This window comes from Nocardia sp. NPDC050710 (genome assembly GCF_040654375.1).
Lineage (GTDB): Bacteria > Actinomycetota > Actinomycetes > Mycobacteriales > Mycobacteriaceae > Nocardia.
On sequence record NZ_JBFAHV010000001.1, the window covers coordinates 267,960 to 289,675 of the forward strand.

Here is a 21,716-nt window from a genome sequence, read left to right on the forward strand (position 1 = left end):
GTGGCATGCGATGTCGTTCCTGCCGTCGGTGGGAGCCCGCTAGGGTGCCTGCATGGGACTAACGATCGCGGTCGGCGATGACGACAGCCGAGAAGAACTGGACCAACTCACCATACTGCTGAAAGAAGAAGGGATCGAATGGCAGCAACCCGAGTCGTGCGTGCTGCCACCCGGCCGCGCAACTATGACATCGATGCCGTACTCCGCGCTCTACTGCCTGCATCGGGTTTACGCGCGATGCCAGGCCGGACTGCCCGTCACACCGGTGTCCGATATGGCGGAGGTGGAGGCGGACGACGAGTTGGTGTCCCGTGAGAGGGACATGTTCGAATCTCACCTCATCTACCACTCGGACGTCGACGGCTATTACGTACCCGTCGATTTCGATATCCCGGAATTGATCGGCGACGACGAGCGCGTGGGCTCCAGCCATGGCCTGCTCGCCGAACTACAGTCCTGTGCTCCGGCGATCGGAATCCGGCTAGAGCCGGATCTCTCGTTGTCGGACACCGAAGCGCAGCGCATCGACGAACTAATCCGGACCGACAGCGGAGAATTCACCTACGAGTGGATGGCGTGGCTGGCACTGCACGAAGCATGCCGGCAGAGCATCGACAGCAACCACGCCATAGTGTTCATCGGATAATCAACTGTCTCCAACTCCTTGCCGACTCCTACAACCTCAACCACGCCACCAGGACGGTGCTGCGGAAGTGCGATTACTACCGCAGCACCTAGGGGTCAGCCGGAACCACGTGAGGAGTAAATCCGCCGAATCCGGGGGTAGCGACGCCGACGAACATCTCGAGATCCTTCGCATGAAAACGGCCACGCTGTTCGAACTGCCGTGTCGGCTCGGTGCCGAGCTGGCCGGTTGCGATCGGGCGCACGTTCGTGCGCTGTCCCGCTTCGGGCAGGAGCTCGGGATCGCGTTCCAGCTGACCGACGACCTGCTCGATCTCGTCGGAGACTCGGCGAGGCTGGGTAAACCGACCGGCGCCGATCTGCGGGCGGGCGTGTTCTCGCACTCGGTTCTCCTTGCGCTGCAACAGAATCCGGATGGGAGACTGGCGGAACTGTTACGTCACGAGAACCTCACCGCGCCCGAGGCGGACGAGGCCGCAGCGCTGGTGCGCGGCAGCGGCGCCGTGGAAACGACGCGCGAACTCGCCCGAGCATATGCCGGTCGCGCCGCAGCGGCACTCGCCGAACTTCCGGAATTCCCCGGCCACGACGTCCTCGCCGACCTGACCGGACACGCCGTGAGCCGCACACGATGAGCGGGCGGAATCACTATGACGCGGTGGTGGTCGGCGCAGGGCCCGCGGGGTGCGCCGCCGCCTACCATCTCGCGCTCCGGCGCCGCCGGGTCCTGTTGATCGAGGCGCAGCGCTTCCCTCGGGACAAAGCGTGTGGTGATGCGCTGACATAGCGCGCGGTCCGGATCCTCACCGAGATGGGCGTCCTCGAGTCGGTGCCCCGGTCGGAGCGGATGCGAGGGGCGCGGGTCCATATGCGCGGTCGTGGCTGGCGCGATTTCATCTACGACGCCTACCGAGACGCGGACAGCCACTGTCTGATCGTGCCGCGCGTCGTACTCGACGAGGCGGCCTGCGCCCGCGCCGTGGCGGTCGGCGCCGACCTGTGGGAAGGGGCCGCGGTCACGGCACCGATCGTCGAGGACGGCCGGGTGGTCGGGGTGCGGGTACGCCGTGCGGGCCGACTCGTCGACGTTCGAACGGCGGCGGTGGTCGCGGCCGACGGTGCGCGGTCGCGGCTGGCGCGCGCGGTCGGCCTGCTGCCCGACGACGAGCTCGGCATCGGCATCCGCGGCTATCTGGGCGATCTCGACGGGCTGCTGGATCTGCAAGAGGTCTTCCTGCCCCTCGACGACATTGCCGGGCGGGATCTATTGCCGTCCTACGGCTGGATCAATCCGACGGGTGCGACCGAAGCGAATATCGGCGTCGGGTTGTTCGGTCCCGGATACGAACGCCGCGCACAGGAGGTATTGCGGAACTTCGTCACCCGGTTGCGCACGAGCCGGAAGTCCTTCGGCGGCGGCCGATTACGCGGACGTTGGGCGGCGGCGCCGTTTCGCCTCGACTTCTCCCCCGATCGCTGCGTCGCCGACGGCATCCTGCTCGTCGGCGATGCGGCGGGGCTGGTGAGCCCGTTCACCGGGGAGGGCATCAGCTTTGCGCTCGAGTCCGGACGGACCGCGGCCGAGGTTGTCGACCGTGCGTTGACCTGCGATCCGACGCGTCCGGATCTGCTGGATTACGCACTGCTGCTGGAGCATTCGTATGCCGGGTGGTTGGCGGCCGGGCGCCGGTCGGCGCATCGGTACCAATTCGTCTGGCGGGTACTCGAGAGCACATTCGATAGCGAGCGCGCACCGTTCACGCTGTGCCGCCGGGCGGTTCTCCTGCCCGAGGGTATCAGCGAACTCCGGGCGAATCGCACGATCGATGACGTGACCGCACTGATGGCGCCGGGCGTCGACGTACGCACCGATCTACTCGGCGTCGGCGAGCTCATGACCAGTGCCATCCGCGACGAGTGGCCCTTCCTCGCCCGGCTGGCCACGTCGAGTTGGGGAGATCCCGGCGTCCCGTTCCGGCCTGCGCTGTTGCTATTGCTGGCAAGCTGTTTCGGCGATCCGGGTGCGCGCTGTCGCATCGAGTTGGGCGCCGCGATCGAACTGGGCGCCTTGGCAGCGCTCGCTCAACTCGGCGTCGAGAACACCTCGACACCACATTCCAGCTGGGGCAACAGATTCGCCGTTCTGGTCAGCGATGTACTGATGGCGAAGTCGTTGCATCTGGCCACCGAAGGCGGTCCCGCCGCGCTCGAGCTCATCTCCCAGGCCGTCACCAGGGTGTGCACCGGCCGGATTCGCGAGCGGCAGTATGCATTCGACGTGCGTGTGACAGAAGACGAGCATCTGTCGCTTGTCGCATTGCAGACCGCATCGTCGTTCGAGCTGCCGTGCCGGCTCGGCGCGGTCGTCGCGGGCGCCGATCCGGACCATGTCGCGGCCATGGCGAGCTACGGCCGCGCGCTCGGCGTCGCGTTCCGGCTGACCGAGGACCTGCGAACCCTCACTGCCACACGCTCGCCGGACGACGTCGCTGGCGACGAACTGCGCGACGGCGCGCTGTCGCACTCGGTGCTCGTGGCCCTGCAACGCACACCGCAGGGCAGGTTGGCGGGCCTGATCCGCGAACGCATGACAGCCGACGATGTCGACGAGGCGGTCGGGATCGTGCGCGACAGCGGAGCGCTCGACGTCACCCGTGCGCTGGCGCGCGAATACGCCGACAGGGCCGCGGATGCGCTCGCGGCCCTGCCGGAATGCCCTTCGCGCGCATCACTGTTCGCGCTGACCGACTATGTGATCACACGACAGGTTCCGGAACGACCGGATGTGGCGTCCCCGTTCTTGTGATCATCTCCGCGTGGCGCCGTTCAGTCCGCGCGGACCTCACTGCGATCGCCGCTCCACAGGGTGTGGTACTTGCCGTCGGCATCGATGCGCTCGTAGGTGTGCGCGCCGAAGAAGTCGCGCTGCCCCTGGGTGAGCGCGGCGGGCAGCCGCTCGGACCGCAGGGCGTCGTAGTACGACAGCGAGGAGGCGAACGCGGGCACCGGAATACCGAGCAGGGTGGCGGTGGAGACGACGCGCCGCCAGCTGTCGATGGCCGTCTCGATCGCATCGCGGAAGTACGGCGCGAGGATCAGGCTAGGCAGCGCCGGGTTCTCGTCGTAGGCCTCCTTGATCCGGTTCAGGAATCGGGCCCGGATGATGCAGCCGCCGCGCCAGATCGTCGCCAGATCGCCGGGGTGCAGATCCCAGTCGTACTCCACACTGCCCGCGGCGATCTGGTCGAAGCCCTGGGCATATGCCACCACCTTCGAGGCGTAGAGCGCCTGACGGATGTCCTCGGTGAACTGCTCGACATCGGTGGGCTTATCGGCCAGCTGCCCGGCGGCGAGCCCGGCCGCGGCCTTGCGCTGCGCGCGCGAACCCGACAGCGCCCGCGCGAATACCGCTTCGGCGATACCGGTCACCGGCACGCCGAGATCGAGTGCGGATTTCACGGTCCAGCGGCCGGTGCCCTTCTGCTCCGCGGCGTCGACGATGACATCGACCAGCGGCTTGCCGGTCTTGGCGTCGACCTGGTTCAGGACCTCCGCGGTGATCTCGACCAGGTAGCTCTCCAGATCCCCGGAATTCCACTGGGTGAACACGTCGGCGATCTGCTTCGCACCGAAACCGAGCGCATCGCGGAACAGATGGTAGGCCTCGCCGATCAGCTGCATATCGGCGTACTCGATGCCGTTGTGGACCATCTTGACGAAGTGGCCGGAGCCGTCGGGGCCGATATGGGTGCAGCACGGCGTTCCGTCGACCTGAGCCGCGATCGACTCCAGCAGCGGGCCCAGCGATTCGTAGGACTCCTTCGGACCGCCCGGCATGATCGCGGGACCGTTGAGCGCGCCCTCCTCGCCGCCGGAGATGCCGGCGCCGACGAAGTTCAGGCCGCGCTCGCGCATGGCGGCCTCGCGCCGGATCGTGTCGGTGTAGAGGGCATTGCCGCCGTCGATGATGATGTCGCCGGGCTCCATCGCGGCCGCGAGCTCCTCGATGACCGCGTCGGTCGGATCACCGGCCTTGACCATGATCAGCACCCGGCGCGGCTTCTCGAGCGCCGCGACGAATTCCTCGATCGTTTCGGTGCGGACGAAATCGCCATCGGTACCATGTTCGGCCAGGAGTGCGTCGGTCTTGGCGACGCTACGGTTGTGCAGCGCGACGGTGTAGCCGTGCTTGGCAAAGTTCCGGGCGATATTGCTACCCATCACCGCCAAACCGGTCACACCGATCTGGGCACGCGCATTGGAGGTCGCCATCAATCCGCTCTCTTCGTTCGACAGTTGTACATGCGTGACCGCGCGAAGCTGTTCGGCGGCGGCGCGCGGAATCCGGTCCACAACGCCTCGCCCATTTCTACCCCGTCGGCCCCGGGGGCACGGACACGGCCCAGGTGTGGCGACTACCCGGGCTGGTTATTTCTCCGGTTCGCCGGGCAGCGGTTCGGGGTCGCGCTCGGTGGTGCCGGGCACCGGCCTGCGTCCGGGCAATCCGCCGCGTATCGCCGCCACCCAGCCGCGCACCAGCGGCGATACATCATCGGCCAGTTCGTCCGCCAGCCGCGCGCTCCGGTCCGGGGGCAACCCGTTGAGGGCGGCAACCCGGATCCCATCGTGTTCGACCACCGACAGCGCCAGCTCGGACAGCACGGCAGCGGCGTCATCGATGTCGTAGCGCCGCACGAGATCGCCGAGCGCGACGACGGCACGGTGCCGGATCTCGGACAGGTCCGGATCGAACCGTTCCGCGGTGATCGCGGCCAATAACGCGACATCGTCGCGGGTGATAATGCCGTCACCGGGATCGGTGAAGGCACAAGCGCCCTCCAGCAATCGGGCTTCGAGCTCGATGCGGCGGCGCGCCACGTCCGGGAACCCGTCGACCAGCACGTCGGACCGGGTCCGGCCGCCAGGGATCGCAGGAATCGGGGATTCGGGCGGCAAGAACTTCGGGTCGGCCATGACGGGCTCCTATTCGTAGAACATGTAGCCGTGCGGGAACATCGTTCGGTACTGGTCGTAGTCGAGGTCGGGACCGCGCACGCCGGTATTGGACCGCATGAGGTTGTTGGTGTTCTCCAAATGCTGGAGCCCCAGATAGTGGCCGATCTCGTGTCCGATCAGCTGCGACAGCGTCGTGACGTTCAGCCGCGCCGTACCCGACGCGTCGGTGTACCCGGTGCGGTCCGCGGCAATGCCGTCACGACGACCGCCCTTGGCTGCCGGTCCGGGAATGTCGCCCGCGAAGCCGTTGAAACCACCCCAATTGAATTGGCGCACCACGAAAACGTCGATGAAGTTGTTGGGTACCGACCAGTCTTCGAGCAGGTCGCGGAATTCGTCCTCGCTGTCGAGCACGGTGTAGCCGCCCGCGGCGGCGGCGGTGATCCGGCGGCGGTCGACGCCGCGCAGGGTGATGTCGCGCCGCTCGTAGATCTGGCGCATCGCATCGATCGCGGCGTACAGGTCGACGTGTTCCTGGGCGCCGAAATCGCCGACCTTGATGACGTTCACGCCATAGGAGAGCATGACCCGGGCGGTGATCCGGTCGTTCAGCGATCGCCCGTCGGCCGCGGTCATGGTGATGGCGATCGCCAGATCCTCCTTGCGGTCATACACGCCGAAAATGCCGCTGCCCCGCGGCGAGGTGAACGAGATGGAGCCGCGCCAGGTGCTGTGGGCGGCGACGTCGATACTCGACGGCCAGTCGAATGCGCCGCCTTCGATCAACGTGCCGGTGCCGACACCACCGTCCCAGAATTGCCAGGACACCCGACGGTTCATCGACACCGTCCCGGCGTCGCCGTTCGCGATCGACAGTTCGATTTCGGTCAGGAAGGTGTCCGAGTCCGGCCGGTAGTCGCCGCGTGCGCTCCAGGTGCCGGTCACGCGTGCGCCCGCCGGTGCGAGCCGCAGGGACAGGGGATTCGACGGCAGCACGTACATCGTGCGGGTGAACGCGGACGAAGCGCCGTCCGCGCGATACAGCCTGATATCCACCCGGGCCGTGCCGACGGGCAGCGCATGCTCGGAATCGAATGCGATCCGCACGGTGTCGTCGTCGGCGCTTTCCACCACCTGTTCGATGACGAACGGATCGCCCGCCCACGACACCTGCGCCCGCGCGGCGACAACCGGTGCCTCGGACAGATTCTGGAACCGCACCATGAGATCGAACGGGCTGAAGCTCGTCACCGGACCGTCGGGGACCACCCCGGTGATGTGCAGCGGGGATTCGCTCGGCCGCACCGTCGTCGCGTACAAGCGCCGCAACGCGTCGAGCAGGTCGGGGTGTTCGGTGACGAGTTCCGAAACCTGTCGCGGCCAGCCGTCGCCCAGATCGGCTGCGCGCGCGACCAACTCGGGATCGAGTTGCCGCGCCTCCGCGATCCGCTCGATACCGTCGGGCCCCCGCAGTGCCGCGAGCACCCGCGGCTCGGTATCGAAGACCCCGTACGCGGCGGCGGGCCGCTCGGCGATGTCGCGGACCGCCTTGATCGTTGTCTGCTGTGCCATCATCGCGTCCCTTCGCGGAGTGGATGACAGTCACCGTATGGACCGGCGCGAGCCGCGACACTGGTAGTGAACTACTCGATTCTCCGTGCTGACTCGAGCGGCCACCCACGTAGCCGGACGACGGCGTCACACACCACGCACCCGCTCGAGCACCCATTACCAGTTAACCGTTATCGTCGGTAACATGTTCTTCCGCGTCTCCGGACCTACCGTCGAGGAGCCCGTCGGAACGGGGGACGGTCACCGCGTGACGCGCATGGACTGCGGCGTCGAGGCCGCCATCGAACCGGGCCACGTGTCCGGACCAGCCAGATACGCAAAGGAACACCGGTGATTCCAGGCTCCCCGACCGCGCTACGCAACAGCTGGGCGCTCTTCTTCGGCGGCGGCATCGAAAGCCCCGCGCGCACGCCGTCCACCATCATCTACGACCGGCCGCACCGACAGCTGCGCCGATTCGATCGCCTCGCGCCGGGCACCGGGAATCCGGTGCTACTGGTACCGCCGCTGGCCGTGGACGCGTCCTGCTACGACCTGCGCCCCAGCCAGAGCCTGGCCCGCTACCTGATCGACGCGGACCGGCAGCCGTATGTCATCGACTACGGACGCATCACCCGCGACGACCGCGATCTCGGCCTCGAGGAGTGGATCGACGATATCGTCCCGACCGCGATCGCGCAGGTCAGCGCCGAGCACGCGGGCGCGTCCGTGGAGGTGATCGCCTGGTCCCTCGGCGGCATCATCAGCCTGCTCACCGCCGCCGATCATCCGGAACTGCCGATCGCCTCGGTCACCACGCTCGGCACCCCCATGGACTTCCGCGAGCATCCGCTGCTGGCACCCGTCCGGATACTGGGCCGCATTACCGGCGGCCGCGAGATCGCCTATGCCACACATATTTTCGGTGGCATACCGGCGTTGTTCGTCCAGGCCGGTTTCCGCGGCATGGCGTTGCCGCGCGAGCTCACCCGGCCCTTGTTCATCGCCCGCAACGCCGGGCGCACCGAGGCACTCGCCCGGATGGAGGCCATCGACCGCTTCATCGCCGCGATGCCCGGCTACCCCGGTCGCCTCTACCGGCAGATGTATCGGCAGATCGTTATCGGCAATCAACTCGCCACCGGAAAAGTTCGGCTCGACCGCGAACGGGTCATCGATCTCGCGAAGGTCGAATGCCGGGTACTGCTCGTCGGCAGCAAAGCGGACAATATCGCCCCGGCGCGGGCCATCGCACCGGGTACCGAAGTACTCACCGGCGCAAAGGAAGTCCAGTTCGTCGAGGTGCCGGGAATGAACCATCTGGCCCTGGTCGCCGGCCCGACCGCGCCGAGCACGACCTGGCCGCACATCCTGGAGTTCCTCCGCGCCGAGCGATAACCCGCGGCGATGCCACCGCGACTCCTAGGTTGCGATTTCGCGGCGTTACGTGTGTTGTTGAGGAGTGACCAACACTTCGGGAGACGCGTATCCCCTCGCGGACACGATGACCACCTCCGTCGCGGTGCACGACGGCGCTAGCGTGCTCACGGTGGCCGGCGAGGTAGATCTGGCCACCGCACCCGCGCTGGAGGCCGCGATCGAGGGCATCCTCGGCGGCAAACCTGCCGCGCTGATCATCGACCTGTCCGGGGTCAGTTTCCTGGCTTCGGCGGGTATGGCGGCGCTGGTCGCCGCACACCAGCGCGCCGGGGAAGCGACGACCATCGCGGTCGTGGCAGACGGCCCGGCGACCAGCCGCCAGCTCAAGATGACCAGCCTGGATCAGGTGTTCGCCCTGTATTCCACGCTGGACGCGGCCCTGACCGCATTGCGCGGCTGATCTGTCGCGCCACTCGAACGACCGTCGAACGACCGAGGCCGGGCTCCACGCGATGCGGAGCCCGGCCTCGGTCGTCGGTGCGGGATTCAGACCAGTTCGCGCAGCTGCTCGATCAGTTTCACCCGATCGGCGGGGGTGGCGGCCATCGGCACCACATTCAGCACGGTGACACCGGCCTCGCGGAAGGCGGCGACGCGCTCCTTGACGTAGCTCGCCGGACCCACCAGGGAGATATCGCGGACAAGCTGGTCCGGAACCACCTTGGCCGCCTCTTCCTTCTTGCCCGCCAGGTACAGCTCCTGGATGCGATCGGCCTCGGCGCCGTAGCCGTATTTCGTGGCCAGCGCATGGTAGAAGTTCTTGCCCTTGGCGCCCATTCCGCCGATGTAGAGGGCCAGGTGCGGTTTGACGAATTCCAGCAGCGGCGTGACGTTCTCACCGATGGCCAGGGCCGGACCCGCGTAGACGTCCAGCTCACCGAGGATCGGATCACGCTTGGTCTTACCCGCGTCGAGGGATTCGCCCCAGATCTCCTTGGCCATTTCCGGCAGGAAGAAGATCGGCTGCCAGCCCTCGGCGATTTCGGCGGCCAGCTCCACATTCTTCGGCCCGAGCGCGGCCAGCAGTACCGGAATGCGTTCGCGCACCGGGTGGTTGATCAGCTTGAGCGGCTTGCCCAGGCCGGTGCCTTTTTCGGCGGGCAGCGGGATCTGGTAGTACTTGCCCTGGTATTCGAGCCTTTCGCGGCGCCACACCTTGCGGCAGATCTCCACCAGCTCCCGGGTGCGGCCGATCGGCGCGTCATAGGGCACGCCGTGGAAGCCCTCGATCACCTGCGGGCCGGATGCGCCGAGGCCGAGGGTGAAGCGGCCGTCCGAGACGAAGTCCAGACCCGCCGCGGTCATCGCGGTCAGGCTCGGCGTCCGGGTGTAGATCTGCAGGATGCCCGACGCCAGCTGTAGCCGCTCGGTCTTCGCCGCGAGGTAACCGAGCGCGCTGACCGCGTCGAACGAGTACGCCTCGGGGACGAACACGACGTCGAGTCCGGCCCGCTCCAGGTCCGCCACTTCGGCGGCGGCCTCTCTGAAACCCCCCGAATAGTTGATGCCCAATCCGATCCGCATACCAGTCAACATAAACCCAGCTACGGGCCGACCGCGCACCGGCACGACTCGAGTGGGGTTCGCGGGTGGGCAGGCGGTAGCGTAAAGCGATACTTCCGCGTCCGCGTCGCAGAACGAAAGGCCAACACCCCGTGTCGCAGCCGAGCACGTCGTCCCAGGAAACTGCGTCCTCCTTCGGCGAGGTCTCCCTCGCGCAGTACCTGTCCGAGCTGGCCGCCAAGGTGCCCGCCCCGGGCGGCGGTGCGGTTGCCGCGCTGCATGCCGCACAGGGCGCCGCATTGGTCGCAATGGTCGCGCGCTACACCACCCGGGCCAAGGACGCCGAGCACCGGCCGATAGTGGACCGCATCATCGACGCCGCGGACGCGGCCCGTGACCGCGCGCTCGCACTGGCCGACGCCGATGCGGCCGCGTTCACCGCGGTCGGTAACGCCTACAAAATGCCGAAGACCACCGAGACGGAGACCGCGGCCCGCGACGCGGCGATCACGGTGGCCCTGATCGAGGCCGCCCGTGTCCCCGCCGCGGTGGTCGACGAGGCCGACGAGATTCTGTCCCTCGCCGCCGAGCTGCTGCCGATCGGCAACCGGAACGTGGTCACCGATATCGGCGCCGCCGCGGATGCCGCCCGCGCCGCCGCCACCAGCTCCCAGCTCAATATCGAGATCAATGTGACTTCGCTGGCCGCCGCCGACGGCGACCGCTTCGCCCCGGTACTGCTGCGCGTCGACGAGATCATCGCCCGCGCCGACGCTTTGCACGCCGACGTGTTGCATATCGTCCGCAGCTGAACACCCCCGCTGAGCGGCCGTTCGACGAACGGGCGGAGTCGGCGCCCCGCCCCTCTGAATTGTGGTCTTGTCACTTCGCCAGGACGTGTTGATCATGAAGGGGTAAACTGGTTTTCCGCGTACCACACCATCTCGAAAGGGGTGGAAGCCATGAGGGGCGCACTACGCCATTTGTTCCTCGCGATCGTGGTCATCACCTTGGCCGTGTTCGGGTCCGGTGCGGCGGCAGCGACAATGGTCGGAACCCCACCCGCGGAAGCGGTAGCGGCGATCTCGCCCGCGGCCGATCACACCGTGGGCATCGCACATCCCGTGACCGTCCGTTTCGCTACTCCCGTCGCCGATAAGGCCCGCGCCGAGAGCTTCCTCCACGTCAGGTCTACGCAACCGCTCACCGGTACCTTCTCCTGGTCCGGCGACCGCGAACTGACGTGGACTCCCACCGAATTCCTGCCCGCTCGCTCCACGATTACCGTCCAGTTCGGCAGCGCGCGTAGCGAATTCCGCACCAATGCGGGCGTCGTCGCCGACGGAGATATGTCCGCGCACACCTTCACCGTCAGCATGGGCGGTCAGGTGATCTGGGTGATGCCGGCCTCGTTCGGCAAGCCGGGCTGGGAGTCACCGGTCGGCACCTTCCCGGTGCTGGAGAAGTTCCGCTCGGTGGTCTTCGATTCCCGCACGATCGGGATTCCGCTGAATTCCTCCGAGGGGTACTACATCAACGGCGAATACGCCGAACGGCTCACGTGGGGTGGGGTTTTCGTACATTCCGCGCCGTGGTCGGTGGATTCACAGGGATATTCCAACGTCAGTCACGGCTGCATCAATCTCTCTCCCGAGGATGCCGCCTGGTACTACAACAACGTCGGCATCGGCGACCCGGTGACCTTGCACTGGTAATCGCACCGGCTTTCGGATCGGCGAGCTCCCCGGCTCACCGATCCGCGTGGCACCCTGGGGAATTCGTCGATCAGGCCGCCGTGAGAACCGTCTCGTCACGCGCGGCGAGCCCCGCGTAGCGGCCGCCCCGTCGCATCAATTCCTCATGCGTGCCGCGCTCGGCGATCCGTCCCCGATCCAGCACCACGATCTGATCCGCACCGCGGATGGTGGAGAGCCGGTGCGCGATGGTGATGGTGGTGCGGCCCGCCGACAATGCGTCGATGGCGGCCTGCACCTCACGTTCGGTGCGGGTGTCCAATGCGCTGGTCGCCTCGTCCAGCACCAGGATCGGCGGATTACGCAGGATCGCGCGCGCCACCGCGAGGCGCTGTTTCTCACCGCCGGAGAACCGGTAGCCGCGTTCGCCGACCAGGGTGTCGTAGCCGTCCGGAAGGGCGGCGATATGGTCGTGGATCTGGGCCGCGCGCGCCGCGTCGTGCAGTTCCGCATCGGTCGCGCCGGGTTTGGCGAATCGCAGATTGTCGGCGACGGAGGCGTGGAACAGGTAGGTCTCCTGCGATACCACGCCGACCGACGCGGCCAGATCGGCGAAGGACAGATCCCGCACGTCGACGCCGTCGATCGTCACCCGGCCCGAGGTCACGTCGTACAGCCGCGCCACCAGGTAGCCGGAAGTGGTCTTACCGGAGCCGGTCTCCCCCACGATCGCGAGGCTGGTTCCCGCGGGCACGGTGAGATCGATACCGTCGAGCACCTCGCGGCTACCGGATCCGTACGAGAAACCGACCTCGTCGAACCGCACCTCACCACGCACTCGGTCGACCCGTATCGGAAGCTCCGGCTCCTCGATATCGGGCCGCAGATCCAGGTATTCGAAGATACGACCGAACAATGCCAGCGAGCTCTGCACCTCGACGCCGGTGTACAGCAGTTGCACCATCGGGCGCAGCAAGCTCGCTTGGAGTGTGGTGAAGGCGACCAGGGTGCCGATCGAGACCAGCGGGTGCCCGGCGGCGAATGTCAGCCCGGCGACCCAGTAGATGACAGCGGGCATCGCCGCCATCACGATCTGGATGGTCGACTGCCGCCAGCGGCCGGCCATACTGGCCCGGATCTCCAGATCCACCAGCCCGCGCGATTCCCGCGCGAAGTCGTCGACCAGCGCAGGGGAACGGCCCATGGTGCGGCCGAGGAGGATGCCGCTCACCGACAGTGACTCCTCCACGATCGCCGACATGGACGCGAGCTGTTGCTGGCGCTGCCCGGTGATCTTGCGGCGCTCGGCGCCGACCCGGCGGCTGATCCAGACGAAGAACGGCAACATGATCAGCGACACCACGGTGAGCCGCCAATCCAGCGCGATCATGGCGATGGTCGAGGCTACGACGGTGGTGAAGTTCGAGACGAGCGAGGTGGCGGTGGAGGTGACGGTCGACTGCATGCCGCCGATATCGTTGGCGATGCGGGATTGCACCTCGCCGGTGCGCGTCGAGGTGAAGAAGGACAGCGGCATCCGCTGTAGCTGGGCGTAGACGGCAGAACGCAAGTCGTGCATGACGTCCTGGCCGACCGCCGTGGAGATGTAGGTCTGGAGGACGCCGAACACGCTGGTCAGCGCGGCGACCGCGATCATGCCCGCGGCGAGCAGGGTCAGCAGGCCGGTGCGGCCGTGCGGGAGCGCGTCGTCGAGCACCGCGCGCAGCATGAACGGCGAGGCCAGTGCGACGACCGAGGACGCTCCGACCAGGGCCGCGACCAGCGCCAGCCGGGCGCGATAGGGGCGGAAGAGCCGGACGATCCGGCGAAGATGAGATGGGGGCTGCATAGGCGCCTCCTTCCGGGAACCAACTATGAAACCGAGTATGACTCATAATTGTTCCATTGAACAATGAGCTAGACTCAGAATCATGGACAGCGGCCCCGAACCCGATCTCCCCGAACTGTTCCTGCGCACATCGAAACGCATCCGCCGCAACCAGATGACCGGCCTCACCCCGCTCGGTCTCACCCCGTCGCAGGCCCGCGCCCTGCGCATCATCGGTCACGCGACCGACCCGCTGCGGATGTCGGCACTGGCCGAACGCCTCGACATCGTCCCGCGTTCGGCCACCACCGTGGTGGACGCACTCGAGTCCGCCGGCCTCGTCACGCGCGCACCGGATCCGGCCAATCGCCGATCCATACTGGTGGCAGCGACCGACGCGGGACGCGACGTGCTCAGCCGCATGGCGCGGGCACGGCGCCGAGCCGCCGAAGACCTCTTCGCCACCCTCACCCCGTCGCAGCGCGACACCCTCCGAGATCTGCTCGCGGCGCTCGATTCCGACGAGACGAACTAGGTTTCGAGCACCCGCCGACCGTGTGCCGTCACCCGCGCGCGCCTCGGAATGGCTAGAATCGCCTGCGATAGAACGGTTTCGGTACGCCATTCACCACCAGCCGCGGCAATGCACGTCGGGGACAGCAAACTGGCAGTATCGTTCCGGGGGGCGGCATCCGATGCGGGAACGAACTCTACGGTGTGACCTGATGGAGGCGGGGTAATGGATCGACCGGATATGGGCATACGACCGGGACCGCGACGGGGCCCGATCCCGTACCCTCCGCCCACGGGCGGACACTTCCAGGGCGATTGGTCCGAATGGATGGCGCATGCGCCGACCGCCCCGATCCCGCTGCCGAGGTTCGACCCCGAACCGGAACCCGAGAAATTCCCCGAGGACGATGTCTTCGCTCGGATGATCGACCGCTCCAAGCGACGCCAACCCACACGGCGCTGGCTGGCGCCGCTGGTCGGTTCCGTCGCCGCGGCCGTACTGCTCGGCCTCGCCTTCTTCCAGTTCCGCGGCGGGCCGGCACCGCAGTCGGTCGCGTCGAGCACCCCGACCGAGATCGTGGTGGTGCCCGCCTCCGCGCCGGGCAAACCCGTCGCCCAATGCCCGGCCGAACGCGTCGGCAATCGCATCCAGGGCAACGGCGCGGGCGGCGTCGACTCCGGCCCGGCCGCGATCTTCGCCTTCCAACATGCCTACTACGTCGGGCGATCCGGGGTACTGGCACGCGCGGTGGTGGCGTCGGACGGGTCGGTCGCGACAGCGCACGCCATCCAGCAGGGCATCGATTCGATCCCGGTGGGCACCACGCACTGCGTGAGTATCACGCCCGGCGCGTTCGCGGGTCAGTACCTGGTCGTCGTCACCGAATACCGTCCGGGGTCAGCTCCGTTCACCTATAACGCGCAGGCGGTCGGCACCGCCCGCGTCGGCGACAAGACCGTCATCACCGCGATCGCGCCGGTCAAGTAGTCCGGCGCGATCGAACGCGGCACCGGTTCAGTCGCCGCGCGCCTTCTCGGCAGCCGCCACGACGTGCCGCATGAGCAACGCGGTGGTCACGGGGCCGACGCCACCGGGCACCGGACTCAGCCCGGACGCCTTGCCGCGCACCGACTCCGCCTCGACATCGCCGACGATGCCGCCGTCGGCGGCCTCATTGGTACCCACATCGATCACCACCGCGCCATCGCCCACATGCTTGCCGGTGACCAGGCCGATCCGGCCCGCCGCCGCGACAACGATATCGGCGGCCGAGGTGACGGCGGGCAGGTCGGTGGTGCGGGAGTGCGCGACAGTAACGGTGGCGTTCTCGGCGAGCAGCAGCTGCGCGAGCGGCTTGCCGACCACGTTGGAGCGCCCGACCACCGTGACATGCCGACCGGCAAGCGGGATTTCGTGATGCTTCAGCAACTCGACGACCGCCTCGGAGGTGGCCGGGACGAAACCGTCCAGGCCGGCCGCGAGCAGGCCGAGTGACAGCGGGCTGACGCCGTCGACATCCTTGTCCGCCGAGATCGCGGAGCTCACATCGTCCAGGGTGACACCCGCGGGCAGCGGGGTCTGCAGCATGATGGCGTCGACGTCGGTGTCGGCGCTGCGCGCGGCGAGTTCGGCGCGGATCGCGTCGGCGCTCGCCGCGGCGCCCAGATCGATCCGGTCGCAGGCGATTCCGAGGCGCTCGGCCGCCTTGCGCAGCGAGTTCACGTACCAGGCGCTGGCCGGGTCGTCGTTGGCGACGATCAGGGCCAGGCGCGGCGCGGTCCCGCTCGCGGTGAGCGCGGCGGCGCGCTCCTTGGTGTCGGCGTTGATGGCGGCGGCGAGTTCCTTGCCGGTCAGCGAAACGGTATCCACGGTGATCCACCCTAACGGTGCGGGCGCCGAACGGGTTGCGCCGGATCACCCCTCGGGTCGCGCGGTGTGCCCCTATGCCCGAAACAAACCGCGGACTCCGCCCGGCAATTGCGGATGAATCGCGTGGACCAGTCGTATCGTGGTGTGAGCTTGCCCCCGGTTAACTGCCAGCTGACGTGCCGAAAACCCCGTTTCACGCGTGGAAAGGTGTCGACTGTCGTGAAGATCTCGAGGCATTGGAAAACCCTGGTCGCGTCGTCGTTCGCGGCCGTCACCCTCTCCGGCCTGGCCGGTGCGCCCGCCCAGGCGGCCCCGCACACCGACGTCCTCTACAACTCCGCCCAGCGCAATTTCACCGACGGCGACGACTCCGCGGGCCGCGCCGACCTGCGGGCGCTGCTCGGTGCCGACCCCACCGATACGGAAGCACTCGCACTACAGGCCATCTGGTCGCAGTACGCCAATGACTATCTCGCGCTCGCCGATTCGATGGCGCGCCTGAACGCGATCGACCCCGGCATGGCCGCCGGGACCACCCATGTCCTCAATGCCATCAACGCTGCCGTCGGCACCCTGCCCAACCCGCTGCCCGCCCTCGTCGGCCCGCAGACCGGCATCGTGGTGCTCGGTTACGGTCTGCTGCCGGACGGCGGGTTGCGGCCCGAATTGGAGAATCGCCTCACCGCCGCATGGCTACAGGCGATCGCCTCGCCGTTCTCCCCCATCGTCGTCACCGGCGGCAATCCACAGAACGGCATTACCGAGGCCGAGGCCATGCGCAACTGGTTGATCGCCCGCGGACTGCCCGCCGATCGGATCAATGTCGAGAACCGCGCCGGGTCCACCGTGCAGAACGCGCTGTTCAGCACCAGGATGCTGCGCGATCTCGGCGCGAGTAGCGCGGTCGTGGTCACCTCCCCCAACCACATCCGCCGCGCGGTCGCCGATTTCATTGTCGCGGGCACCCACGTCGTCGGCGCGACCACCTCGCTGGAGCAACTCGTCTCCCAGCTTCCGCCGCCGGCCCGGCAGAACCAGCGTGGCATCTACCTCGACGCCACCCGGACCTTCCAGCTGGCGACGTCGCGCTAGCGGTTCCCGGACGAATCCGGGCCGTGGCACACCCGCCACGGCCCGGATTCGTGCGTACCGCAGGGCCCGTCCGCGGCGGGTCCGGGATATCCGCTGGCCATCACGAGGCCGGGCACGGCAGGATGTCCGGGTGGTGTCGACGGGAAGTTCCGATGTGGTGGCGCAACTGCGCAGGGCCGGATGTGTGTTCGCCGAGGAAGAGGCGGACCTGCTGGCCATTGCCGCCGCGGAAACCGGTTCCGATCTGGAACAACTGGTGGCGCAACGGGTTTCGGGAACTCCGCTGGAGCATCTGGTCGGCTGGGTCGAGTTCCACGGTCTGCGGGTCGGTGTCGCGCCCGGCGTGTTCGTCCCTCGGCAGCGCACCGGATTCCTGGTCGACGAGGCAGCCGCACTGGCACGTGTACAGGGCCTCGACCGCCCGGTCGTCGTCGATTTGTGCTGCGGATCGGGCGCTTTGGGGCTGGCCTTGGCCACCGTGCTCGCGGCCGAGGGACGCACCGTCGACCTGTCCGCGGCCGATATCGAACCCGCCGCGGTCGACTGCGCCCGCCGCAATCTGGCCCCGCTCGGCGCCCATGTCTACGCGGGTGATCTCTTCGACCCGCTACCCACCGACCTGCGCGGCCGCATCGATATCCTGCTCTGCAACACCCCGTACGTCCCCACCGACATGATCGCCCGGATGCCGCCCGAGGCCCGCGACCACGAACCGCGCCGCGCCCTCGACGGCGGCCCCGACGGCCTCGACATCCTCCGCCGTGTCGCCGCCGCGGCCCCCTCCTGGCTGGCCCCCTGCGGCCACCTCCTGGTCGAAGAGAGTGAAACCCAAGCCCCCGTCGCCGCCGCCATCCTGCGGCAGCAGGGACTGAACGCGCGTATCACCGAATCCGACGAGCACTACGCCACGGTCGTCATCGGCACCGCACCTGTCGGTCGTACCTGACACTCGGATCCGAACCAGCGCCGACCGCACTCGCATTGCGCCGCCCGGATGCGTGTGACCCCCAAGGCATCTGAGCGATCCGAGAATCGTTCTATCGCTCGGCCCCCAGCGGGACGCCGTGCCCGCTGTTATCCCTGCTGGTCCCAGAACTCGCCGCGCGCCTTGCGTCCTTCTACCTGGGCGCGGTACTGGTCTTCGTATTCGGTGCCGATCAGGTCGTCGCCGAACCGTTCTGGTAGATGGATCTGTTCGGACTCGGGAACGGCGTCACGGAGCGCGTTGAACTCGTCGAACTGCCGTTGGATGTCCGCGAGCTGTTCGGGGGTGAACGGCTGCCCAACTTCTTCCGGTGTCTTGAAGATCTTTCCTGCGATTCTTTCCGGCATTTTTCTATTCTCCTACTATTTGGGTATCTCGGCCATTTGAATAATGATCCGGCCACCGACTTCGGTTCGGTTGGTGACCATGAATTCGGTTCCCGATTTGAAAAGCACTTCAAGCTCTTGCGGCGCGCCGCTGTGGTGGCCTATATACTTGCCGGAATCGGATACTATCTGAAATTCCACCGGCAGATCCTTCGCCGCGCTTGGGGCCGCCGAGCTGGACGTAAACGCTTCTTCGGTGACGGATCGGCCTGGCCGATACCGGTCGAGAATATCTTCCGATAGATCGGTGCGCCGGGTCACCGGCCCTTTGTAGTCGGGAAGCTTGCTCAAGGCCGTATTCAGCGCGTCCGCCTCCTGTTGCAATTGCGGTGTCATCTTCCCTTCGCGCAGCGCACCATTGAGAATGGCGCTGGTTCCGGTATATTTGCTGATCGCTTCGCGATCGGCGGCGGCCAGCTCGGTTTTGGGCACGTTCGGCGGATGTCGGACCGGCTCGAGTTTGATTTCCGGCTTCATGGTGGCTTTGAGCTCATCCAGCCGGTTCAGGTTGGGTGTGTGGTGCGCGACCACTTGTTCGGTGCGGACCGCGCGTGTGGCGGGCGAACCCGCCTGCCACGCCTCGATACTGGCCCGCATGGGGCGGGCGTAGCGGGCGCAGATCGCGGCCGCGCCAGCGACGCCGACGGCCGCCGACACGCCGAAGGTGATCCAGGACGACGCTATCGAGATGGCGGCATTGATGGCCGGCTCGATCATGAGCGCGTCACGGATGGATTCGAGTTGCGTTTTCAGCGTGGCGCGCAGATCGTCGAGCGAAGCGCGGTGCTCCCGGCACGCCGTGGCAAGGTCGCCGAAGATCGCGATGTTCGCCGCGGCCGCCGAGCGTAGCGCGCGCAGGTCCTCATCGATGGCCGACGACTCGGGCGCGGTCACCGCCTCAAAGGCATTCGCCGCCGCCTCGAGCACGTCGGGCAGCGCAGTCACCGCAGCGTCGGTTTCGATCCGGTCCCACACCGCAGCGGCATTGGACATCTTCGTTGTATCACCGTCGGGCACAGTGATTTTGAGCATTTCGGCCAACTCGACGCCGGTCGACACCAGGCCATTACCGGGGCCGCCCGCCGATGGCAGCGGCACCCGGCACAAAAACACCGGCGACGGCGGAATCGTCGGCGGGGCCGGTTCCGAGCCCGGCTTGCCCGCGGCCTCCCACTCGGCTTTTGCGTGGTTGTAACCCAACGTCAGCATGATCAGCGTGTAGTTGTGGGCGGTGATCGCCACACGCGACGCCAGCGACAACGCATCCGCGGCCAACTCGTCATAGGAGGTGGCGAACTTGCGCGCCTCCTCATATGACCCGCACATCTTCGCGCCCAGTGTCAGTGACGGCCATTGGGCATCGATCGCAGCGAACCACGCCGTAGCCGCGCCGTTCACCTTGGCCGCGGTGTCGTAGTACACCGAGGTGTTCATGTCGACAATGGTCACGCCGACCCTCCGCGGCCCAGGATCCGCAGGTTTGTTTCGCCTGCGGTGGTGTAGGCGGCGTGCGCGGCGGCGGCGGAGGCGCGCATGGTCGCGATTCCCTCGGCCACCTGCGCGGCCGCAGCCGCCCATTCCCGGTGCGCCTCGGCGTGCGCATCCGCGGCTGCCCCCGACCACGTGCCCTGCACCGTCTGTATCCGTTCCTCGAGCTCCGCCAGTGATGTGGTCAGAAACTGTTCCAGGCCAACGACTTTGGCGGTCACCTCGTCCAGATGCGCCAGGTCTACGCGATACTCCGTCATGCTGCCCCTCTGTCACTCACGGCAGCGTCAGCGAGCCGAATTGGCCCGCTGTGCTGGTATCGACTGCGGGCAGCTTCGCTGCCACCACGCCCAACAGCTCGGCCATATCCCCCCACGCCTCGAGCACTTCCAGCGCGCCGCGGCGCGTCTCGTCCCATCCGCTCGCGTAGGTGTTCGCCGCGACCCCACGCCACGATGACATCAATCCCGCGACCTCGGCGTCGGCCGTACGCACCCCGTTGATCAGGTTTGCGCTATCTCCTGCACATACCGGCCCGCGTCCGAGACATGCTCGGGCACCACCTCGAATTGCACTGCGCTGGTCATGGCACCTCTCCAACGATCTCGTGAATCTGATCTCTCGGACGTGTCGACGTGTCCTACGGTTCCATTTGAGACCATCTGCGGCGCAACGCTTTCGGCAGCGATAGCCTCGGCAATGGGTCCGCTCCTGATCTCGTATCGTAATCCTTACCCGCGCCGCAGTGGCCGCCGAAGCGCGCGCATCTATCCCCCGAACACGAGTAACGGCCCTGGATTGCGATTCTCGGCCGTTCGGGCTGAGAGGTATTCGGGTGTGGGCGGGTCGGTTTCGGCACGCAAGTGGGCCGCTAGAGGTCCAAGGCGGCCCGCAGCGCCATGCCTACCGCGTCCATGGTGTCACGGTCGGCGGCAGCGAGCCGATCAGCGAACCGGGCCGGGTCGCCGGGGGGTCAGGGTGCGCATCAAGGCGTAGCCGTGGTTAGGGATCGAGACGGCCAGCGGGCACGCACACCGGTCAGGGCCCCGTCGGTCACGTCGATGGTGATCAGCTGGTCGCTCGCGCCGAGTTCATCGGCGCTCAACATCAAGGAGAAGCGGGCCTTATGCCGACGGGCGCAGGTTCGACAGCACTCGGATCGCGTCCGACAGTGGGATCATGCGTTCCGGTTGTTCGGCCGCCAGACCCATTTCGATGTACTGACGGATCAGCATCGATTGCGTGACGCAGTGGGCGGCCGCTGTCTCTTTGACGCGCCGGTCCATTTCCGGTGACATCTTCAGCGAGCGCACCACCGTCATCGCCCGCTCGAGTTCCGCACTGGTGGGCGGGAGTTCGGGCGTCGCGGCGTTGTCGTCGTAGGTCAGCGAGTCCAGGATCGTGCCGGGATCATCGCCTCCGCGGAGATCTTTCACTGCTGGGCCTCCCATGCCTCGTACTCCTGCAATTGATGCGGTCGCATGGGCGCTGCCAGGACGACCTCCCAGGTGCCGGGGGCCGCGGCAGGCTGTCGCAGCATCACCACGACCGGGCGACCCTCGTCGGTACGGCCCCACACCGTGAGTACCGGTAGGCCCTCGGGTGTGCGCGCGGGCCGCGGCCAGCGCCTCGGCGAGTACAGGACCTCCATGACCTCCCAGGCCTCGATCCCGGCTCGCGCGAGATAGTCCCTGGCTCCGTACCACCACTCATATTGCATTGTGAGTCGATAATACCAAGGTATTACCGCAGCTGGGAATGCCGG

24 protein-coding genes are annotated in these 21,716 nt (G+C 67.2%); 12 read left to right on the top strand and 12 right to left on the bottom strand.

Going from position 1 to position 21,716, the window contains the following annotated elements:
* Nucleotides 1-52: 52 nt before the first annotated feature.
* From AB0H61_RS01180 to AB0H61_RS01195, 4 genes are all read left to right on the top strand, one after another.
* On the top strand, nucleotides 53-646 hold the full coding sequence (locus AB0H61_RS01180) for a hypothetical protein (protein ID WP_357297697.1): 594 nt from the start codon (nucleotides 53-55) through the stop codon (nucleotides 644-646).
* 109 nt (nucleotides 647-755) lie between these two features.
* Nucleotides 756-1,280: a polyprenyl synthetase family protein gene (locus AB0H61_RS01185; RefSeq protein ID WP_357297699.1), complete on the top strand. Its 525-nt coding sequence runs from the start codon at nucleotides 756-758 to the stop codon at nucleotides 1,278-1,280.
* Nucleotides 1,277-1,432 carry an FAD-dependent oxidoreductase gene (locus AB0H61_RS01190; RefSeq protein WP_357297701.1) on the top strand — a complete coding sequence of 52 codons (156 nt, stop codon included), beginning with the start codon at nucleotides 1,277-1,279 and terminating at the stop codon, nucleotides 1,430-1,432. The genes AB0H61_RS01185 and AB0H61_RS01190 overlap by 4 nt, the downstream gene beginning before the upstream one ends.
* A gap of 12 nt (nucleotides 1,433-1,444) precedes the next feature.
* Nucleotides 1,445-3,451 carry a polyprenyl synthetase family protein gene (locus tag AB0H61_RS01195; protein WP_357299783.1) on the top strand — a complete coding sequence of 669 codons (2,007 nt, stop codon included), beginning with the start codon at nucleotides 1,445-1,447 and terminating at the stop codon, nucleotides 3,449-3,451.
* A gap of 20 nt (nucleotides 3,452-3,471) precedes the next feature.
* On the opposite strand, the gene gndA is transcribed toward AB0H61_RS01195, so the two are convergent.
* The 3 genes from gndA to AB0H61_RS01210 all read right to left on the bottom strand — a co-directional run bounded on the left by gndA (nucleotide 3,472) and on the right by AB0H61_RS01210 (nucleotide 7,173).
* Nucleotides 3,472-4,917 carry an NADP-dependent phosphogluconate dehydrogenase gene (gndA, locus tag AB0H61_RS01200; RefSeq protein WP_357299786.1) on the bottom strand — a complete coding sequence of 482 codons (1,446 nt, stop codon included), beginning with the start codon at nucleotides 4,915-4,917 and terminating at the stop codon, nucleotides 3,472-3,474.
* A 156-nt stretch (nucleotides 4,918-5,073) separates the two neighbouring features.
* Nucleotides 5,074-5,619: a hypothetical protein gene (locus AB0H61_RS01205; protein ID WP_357297702.1), complete on the bottom strand. Its 546-nt coding sequence runs from the start codon at nucleotides 5,617-5,619 to the stop codon at nucleotides 5,074-5,076.
* 9 nt (nucleotides 5,620-5,628) lie between these two features.
* A complete protein-coding gene (locus tag AB0H61_RS01210) occupies nucleotides 5,629-7,173 on the bottom strand; it encodes a hypothetical protein (RefSeq protein WP_357297704.1) in 1,545 nt (514 codons plus the stop codon).
* A 330-nt stretch (nucleotides 7,174-7,503) separates the two neighbouring features.
* Between AB0H61_RS01210 and AB0H61_RS01215 the strand changes: the two genes are divergently transcribed.
* Complete coding sequence (locus AB0H61_RS01215) at nucleotides 7,504-8,550, top strand: alpha/beta hydrolase (protein WP_357297705.1); 1,047 nt, start codon at nucleotides 7,504-7,506, stop codon at nucleotides 8,548-8,550.
* Nucleotides 8,551-8,656: 106 nt separating this feature from the next.
* Nucleotides 8,657-8,992 carry an STAS domain-containing protein gene (locus tag AB0H61_RS01220; protein WP_357297707.1) on the top strand — a complete coding sequence of 112 codons (336 nt, stop codon included), beginning with the start codon at nucleotides 8,657-8,659 and terminating at the stop codon, nucleotides 8,990-8,992.
* Nucleotides 8,993-9,078: 86 nt separating this feature from the next.
* Here the strand turns inward: AB0H61_RS01220 and AB0H61_RS01225 are convergent, their stop codons facing one another.
* Nucleotides 9,079-10,116 (bottom strand): LLM class F420-dependent oxidoreductase, encoded by a 1,038-nt coding sequence (locus AB0H61_RS01225; protein WP_357297709.1) that lies wholly within the window; start codon nucleotides 10,114-10,116, stop codon nucleotides 9,079-9,081.
* A 131-nt stretch (nucleotides 10,117-10,247) separates the two neighbouring features.
* On the opposite strand from AB0H61_RS01225, the gene AB0H61_RS01230 reads away from it, so the two are divergent.
* Both AB0H61_RS01230 and AB0H61_RS01235 read left to right on the top strand, forming a co-directional pair.
* Complete coding sequence (locus tag AB0H61_RS01230; RefSeq protein WP_357297711.1) at nucleotides 10,248-10,907, top strand: cyclodeaminase/cyclohydrolase family protein; 660 nt, start codon at nucleotides 10,248-10,250, stop codon at nucleotides 10,905-10,907.
* A 150-nt stretch (nucleotides 10,908-11,057) separates the two neighbouring features.
* Nucleotides 11,058-11,810 carry a L,D-transpeptidase gene (locus AB0H61_RS01235; protein ID WP_357297713.1) on the top strand — a complete coding sequence of 251 codons (753 nt, stop codon included), beginning with the start codon at nucleotides 11,058-11,060 and terminating at the stop codon, nucleotides 11,808-11,810.
* Nucleotides 11,811-11,880: 70 nt separating this feature from the next.
* Here AB0H61_RS01235 and AB0H61_RS01240 read toward each other — a convergent pair whose 3' ends face one another.
* Nucleotides 11,881-13,638 carry an ABC transporter ATP-binding protein gene (locus AB0H61_RS01240; RefSeq protein WP_357297715.1) on the bottom strand — a complete coding sequence of 586 codons (1,758 nt, stop codon included), beginning with the start codon at nucleotides 13,636-13,638 and terminating at the stop codon, nucleotides 11,881-11,883.
* A gap of 82 nt (nucleotides 13,639-13,720) precedes the next feature.
* Here AB0H61_RS01240 and AB0H61_RS01245 point away from each other — a divergent pair, with 82 nt between their 5' ends.
* On the top strand, nucleotides 13,721-14,152 hold the full coding sequence (locus tag AB0H61_RS01245) for a MarR family transcriptional regulator (RefSeq protein ID WP_357297718.1): 432 nt from the start codon (nucleotides 13,721-13,723) through the stop codon (nucleotides 14,150-14,152).
* Between the two features lie 306 nt (nucleotides 14,153-14,458).
* Nucleotides 14,459-15,118: a hypothetical protein gene (locus AB0H61_RS01250; RefSeq protein ID WP_357297720.1), complete on the top strand. Its 660-nt coding sequence runs from the start codon at nucleotides 14,459-14,461 to the stop codon at nucleotides 15,116-15,118.
* A gap of 27 nt (nucleotides 15,119-15,145) precedes the next feature.
* On the opposite strand, the gene AB0H61_RS01255 is transcribed toward AB0H61_RS01250, so the two are convergent.
* Complete coding sequence (locus AB0H61_RS01255; protein ID WP_357297722.1) at nucleotides 15,146-16,000, bottom strand: bifunctional 5,10-methylenetetrahydrofolate dehydrogenase/5,10-methenyltetrahydrofolate cyclohydrolase; 855 nt, start codon at nucleotides 15,998-16,000, stop codon at nucleotides 15,146-15,148.
* Nucleotides 16,001-16,219: 219 nt separating this feature from the next.
* Here AB0H61_RS01255 and AB0H61_RS01260 point away from each other — a divergent pair, with 219 nt between their 5' ends.
* Nucleotides 16,220-17,092 (top strand): YdcF family protein, encoded by an 873-nt coding sequence (locus AB0H61_RS01260; RefSeq protein WP_357297724.1) that lies wholly within the window; start codon nucleotides 16,220-16,222, stop codon nucleotides 17,090-17,092.
* A gap of 130 nt (nucleotides 17,093-17,222) precedes the next feature.
* Nucleotides 17,223-18,038: a putative protein N(5)-glutamine methyltransferase gene (locus tag AB0H61_RS01265; RefSeq protein ID WP_357297726.1), complete on the top strand. Its 816-nt coding sequence runs from the start codon at nucleotides 17,223-17,225 to the stop codon at nucleotides 18,036-18,038.
* A gap of 128 nt (nucleotides 18,039-18,166) precedes the next feature.
* On the opposite strand, the gene AB0H61_RS01270 is transcribed toward AB0H61_RS01265, so the two are convergent.
* From AB0H61_RS01270 to AB0H61_RS01295, 6 genes are all read right to left on the bottom strand, one after another.
* Nucleotides 18,167-18,424, bottom strand: coding sequence for a hypothetical protein (locus tag AB0H61_RS01270; protein ID WP_357297728.1), 258 nt, complete (start codon nucleotides 18,422-18,424; stop codon nucleotides 18,167-18,169).
* 15 nt (nucleotides 18,425-18,439) lie between these two features.
* A complete protein-coding gene (locus AB0H61_RS01275) occupies nucleotides 18,440-19,912 on the bottom strand; it encodes an ADP-ribosyltransferase (RefSeq protein ID WP_357297731.1) in 1,473 nt (490 codons plus the stop codon).
* Complete coding sequence (locus AB0H61_RS01280) at nucleotides 19,909-20,211, bottom strand: WXG100 family type VII secretion target (RefSeq protein WP_357297733.1); 303 nt, start codon at nucleotides 20,209-20,211, stop codon at nucleotides 19,909-19,911. Before AB0H61_RS01280 ends, AB0H61_RS01275 begins: the two co-directional genes overlap by 4 nt.
* 16 nt (nucleotides 20,212-20,227) lie before the next feature.
* Nucleotides 20,228-20,446, bottom strand: coding sequence for a WXG100 family type VII secretion target (locus tag AB0H61_RS01285; protein ID WP_357297735.1), 219 nt, complete (start codon nucleotides 20,444-20,446; stop codon nucleotides 20,228-20,230).
* A 629-nt stretch (nucleotides 20,447-21,075) separates the two neighbouring features.
* On the bottom strand, nucleotides 21,076-21,387 hold the full coding sequence (locus AB0H61_RS01290; RefSeq protein WP_357297737.1) for a hypothetical protein: 312 nt from the start codon (nucleotides 21,385-21,387) through the stop codon (nucleotides 21,076-21,078).
* Entirely contained in the window at nucleotides 21,384-21,671 is a 288-nt protein-coding gene (locus AB0H61_RS01295) for a hypothetical protein (protein ID WP_357297739.1), read from the bottom strand. Before AB0H61_RS01295 ends, AB0H61_RS01290 begins: the two co-directional genes overlap by 4 nt.
* Nucleotides 21,672-21,716: the final 45 nt, after the last annotated feature.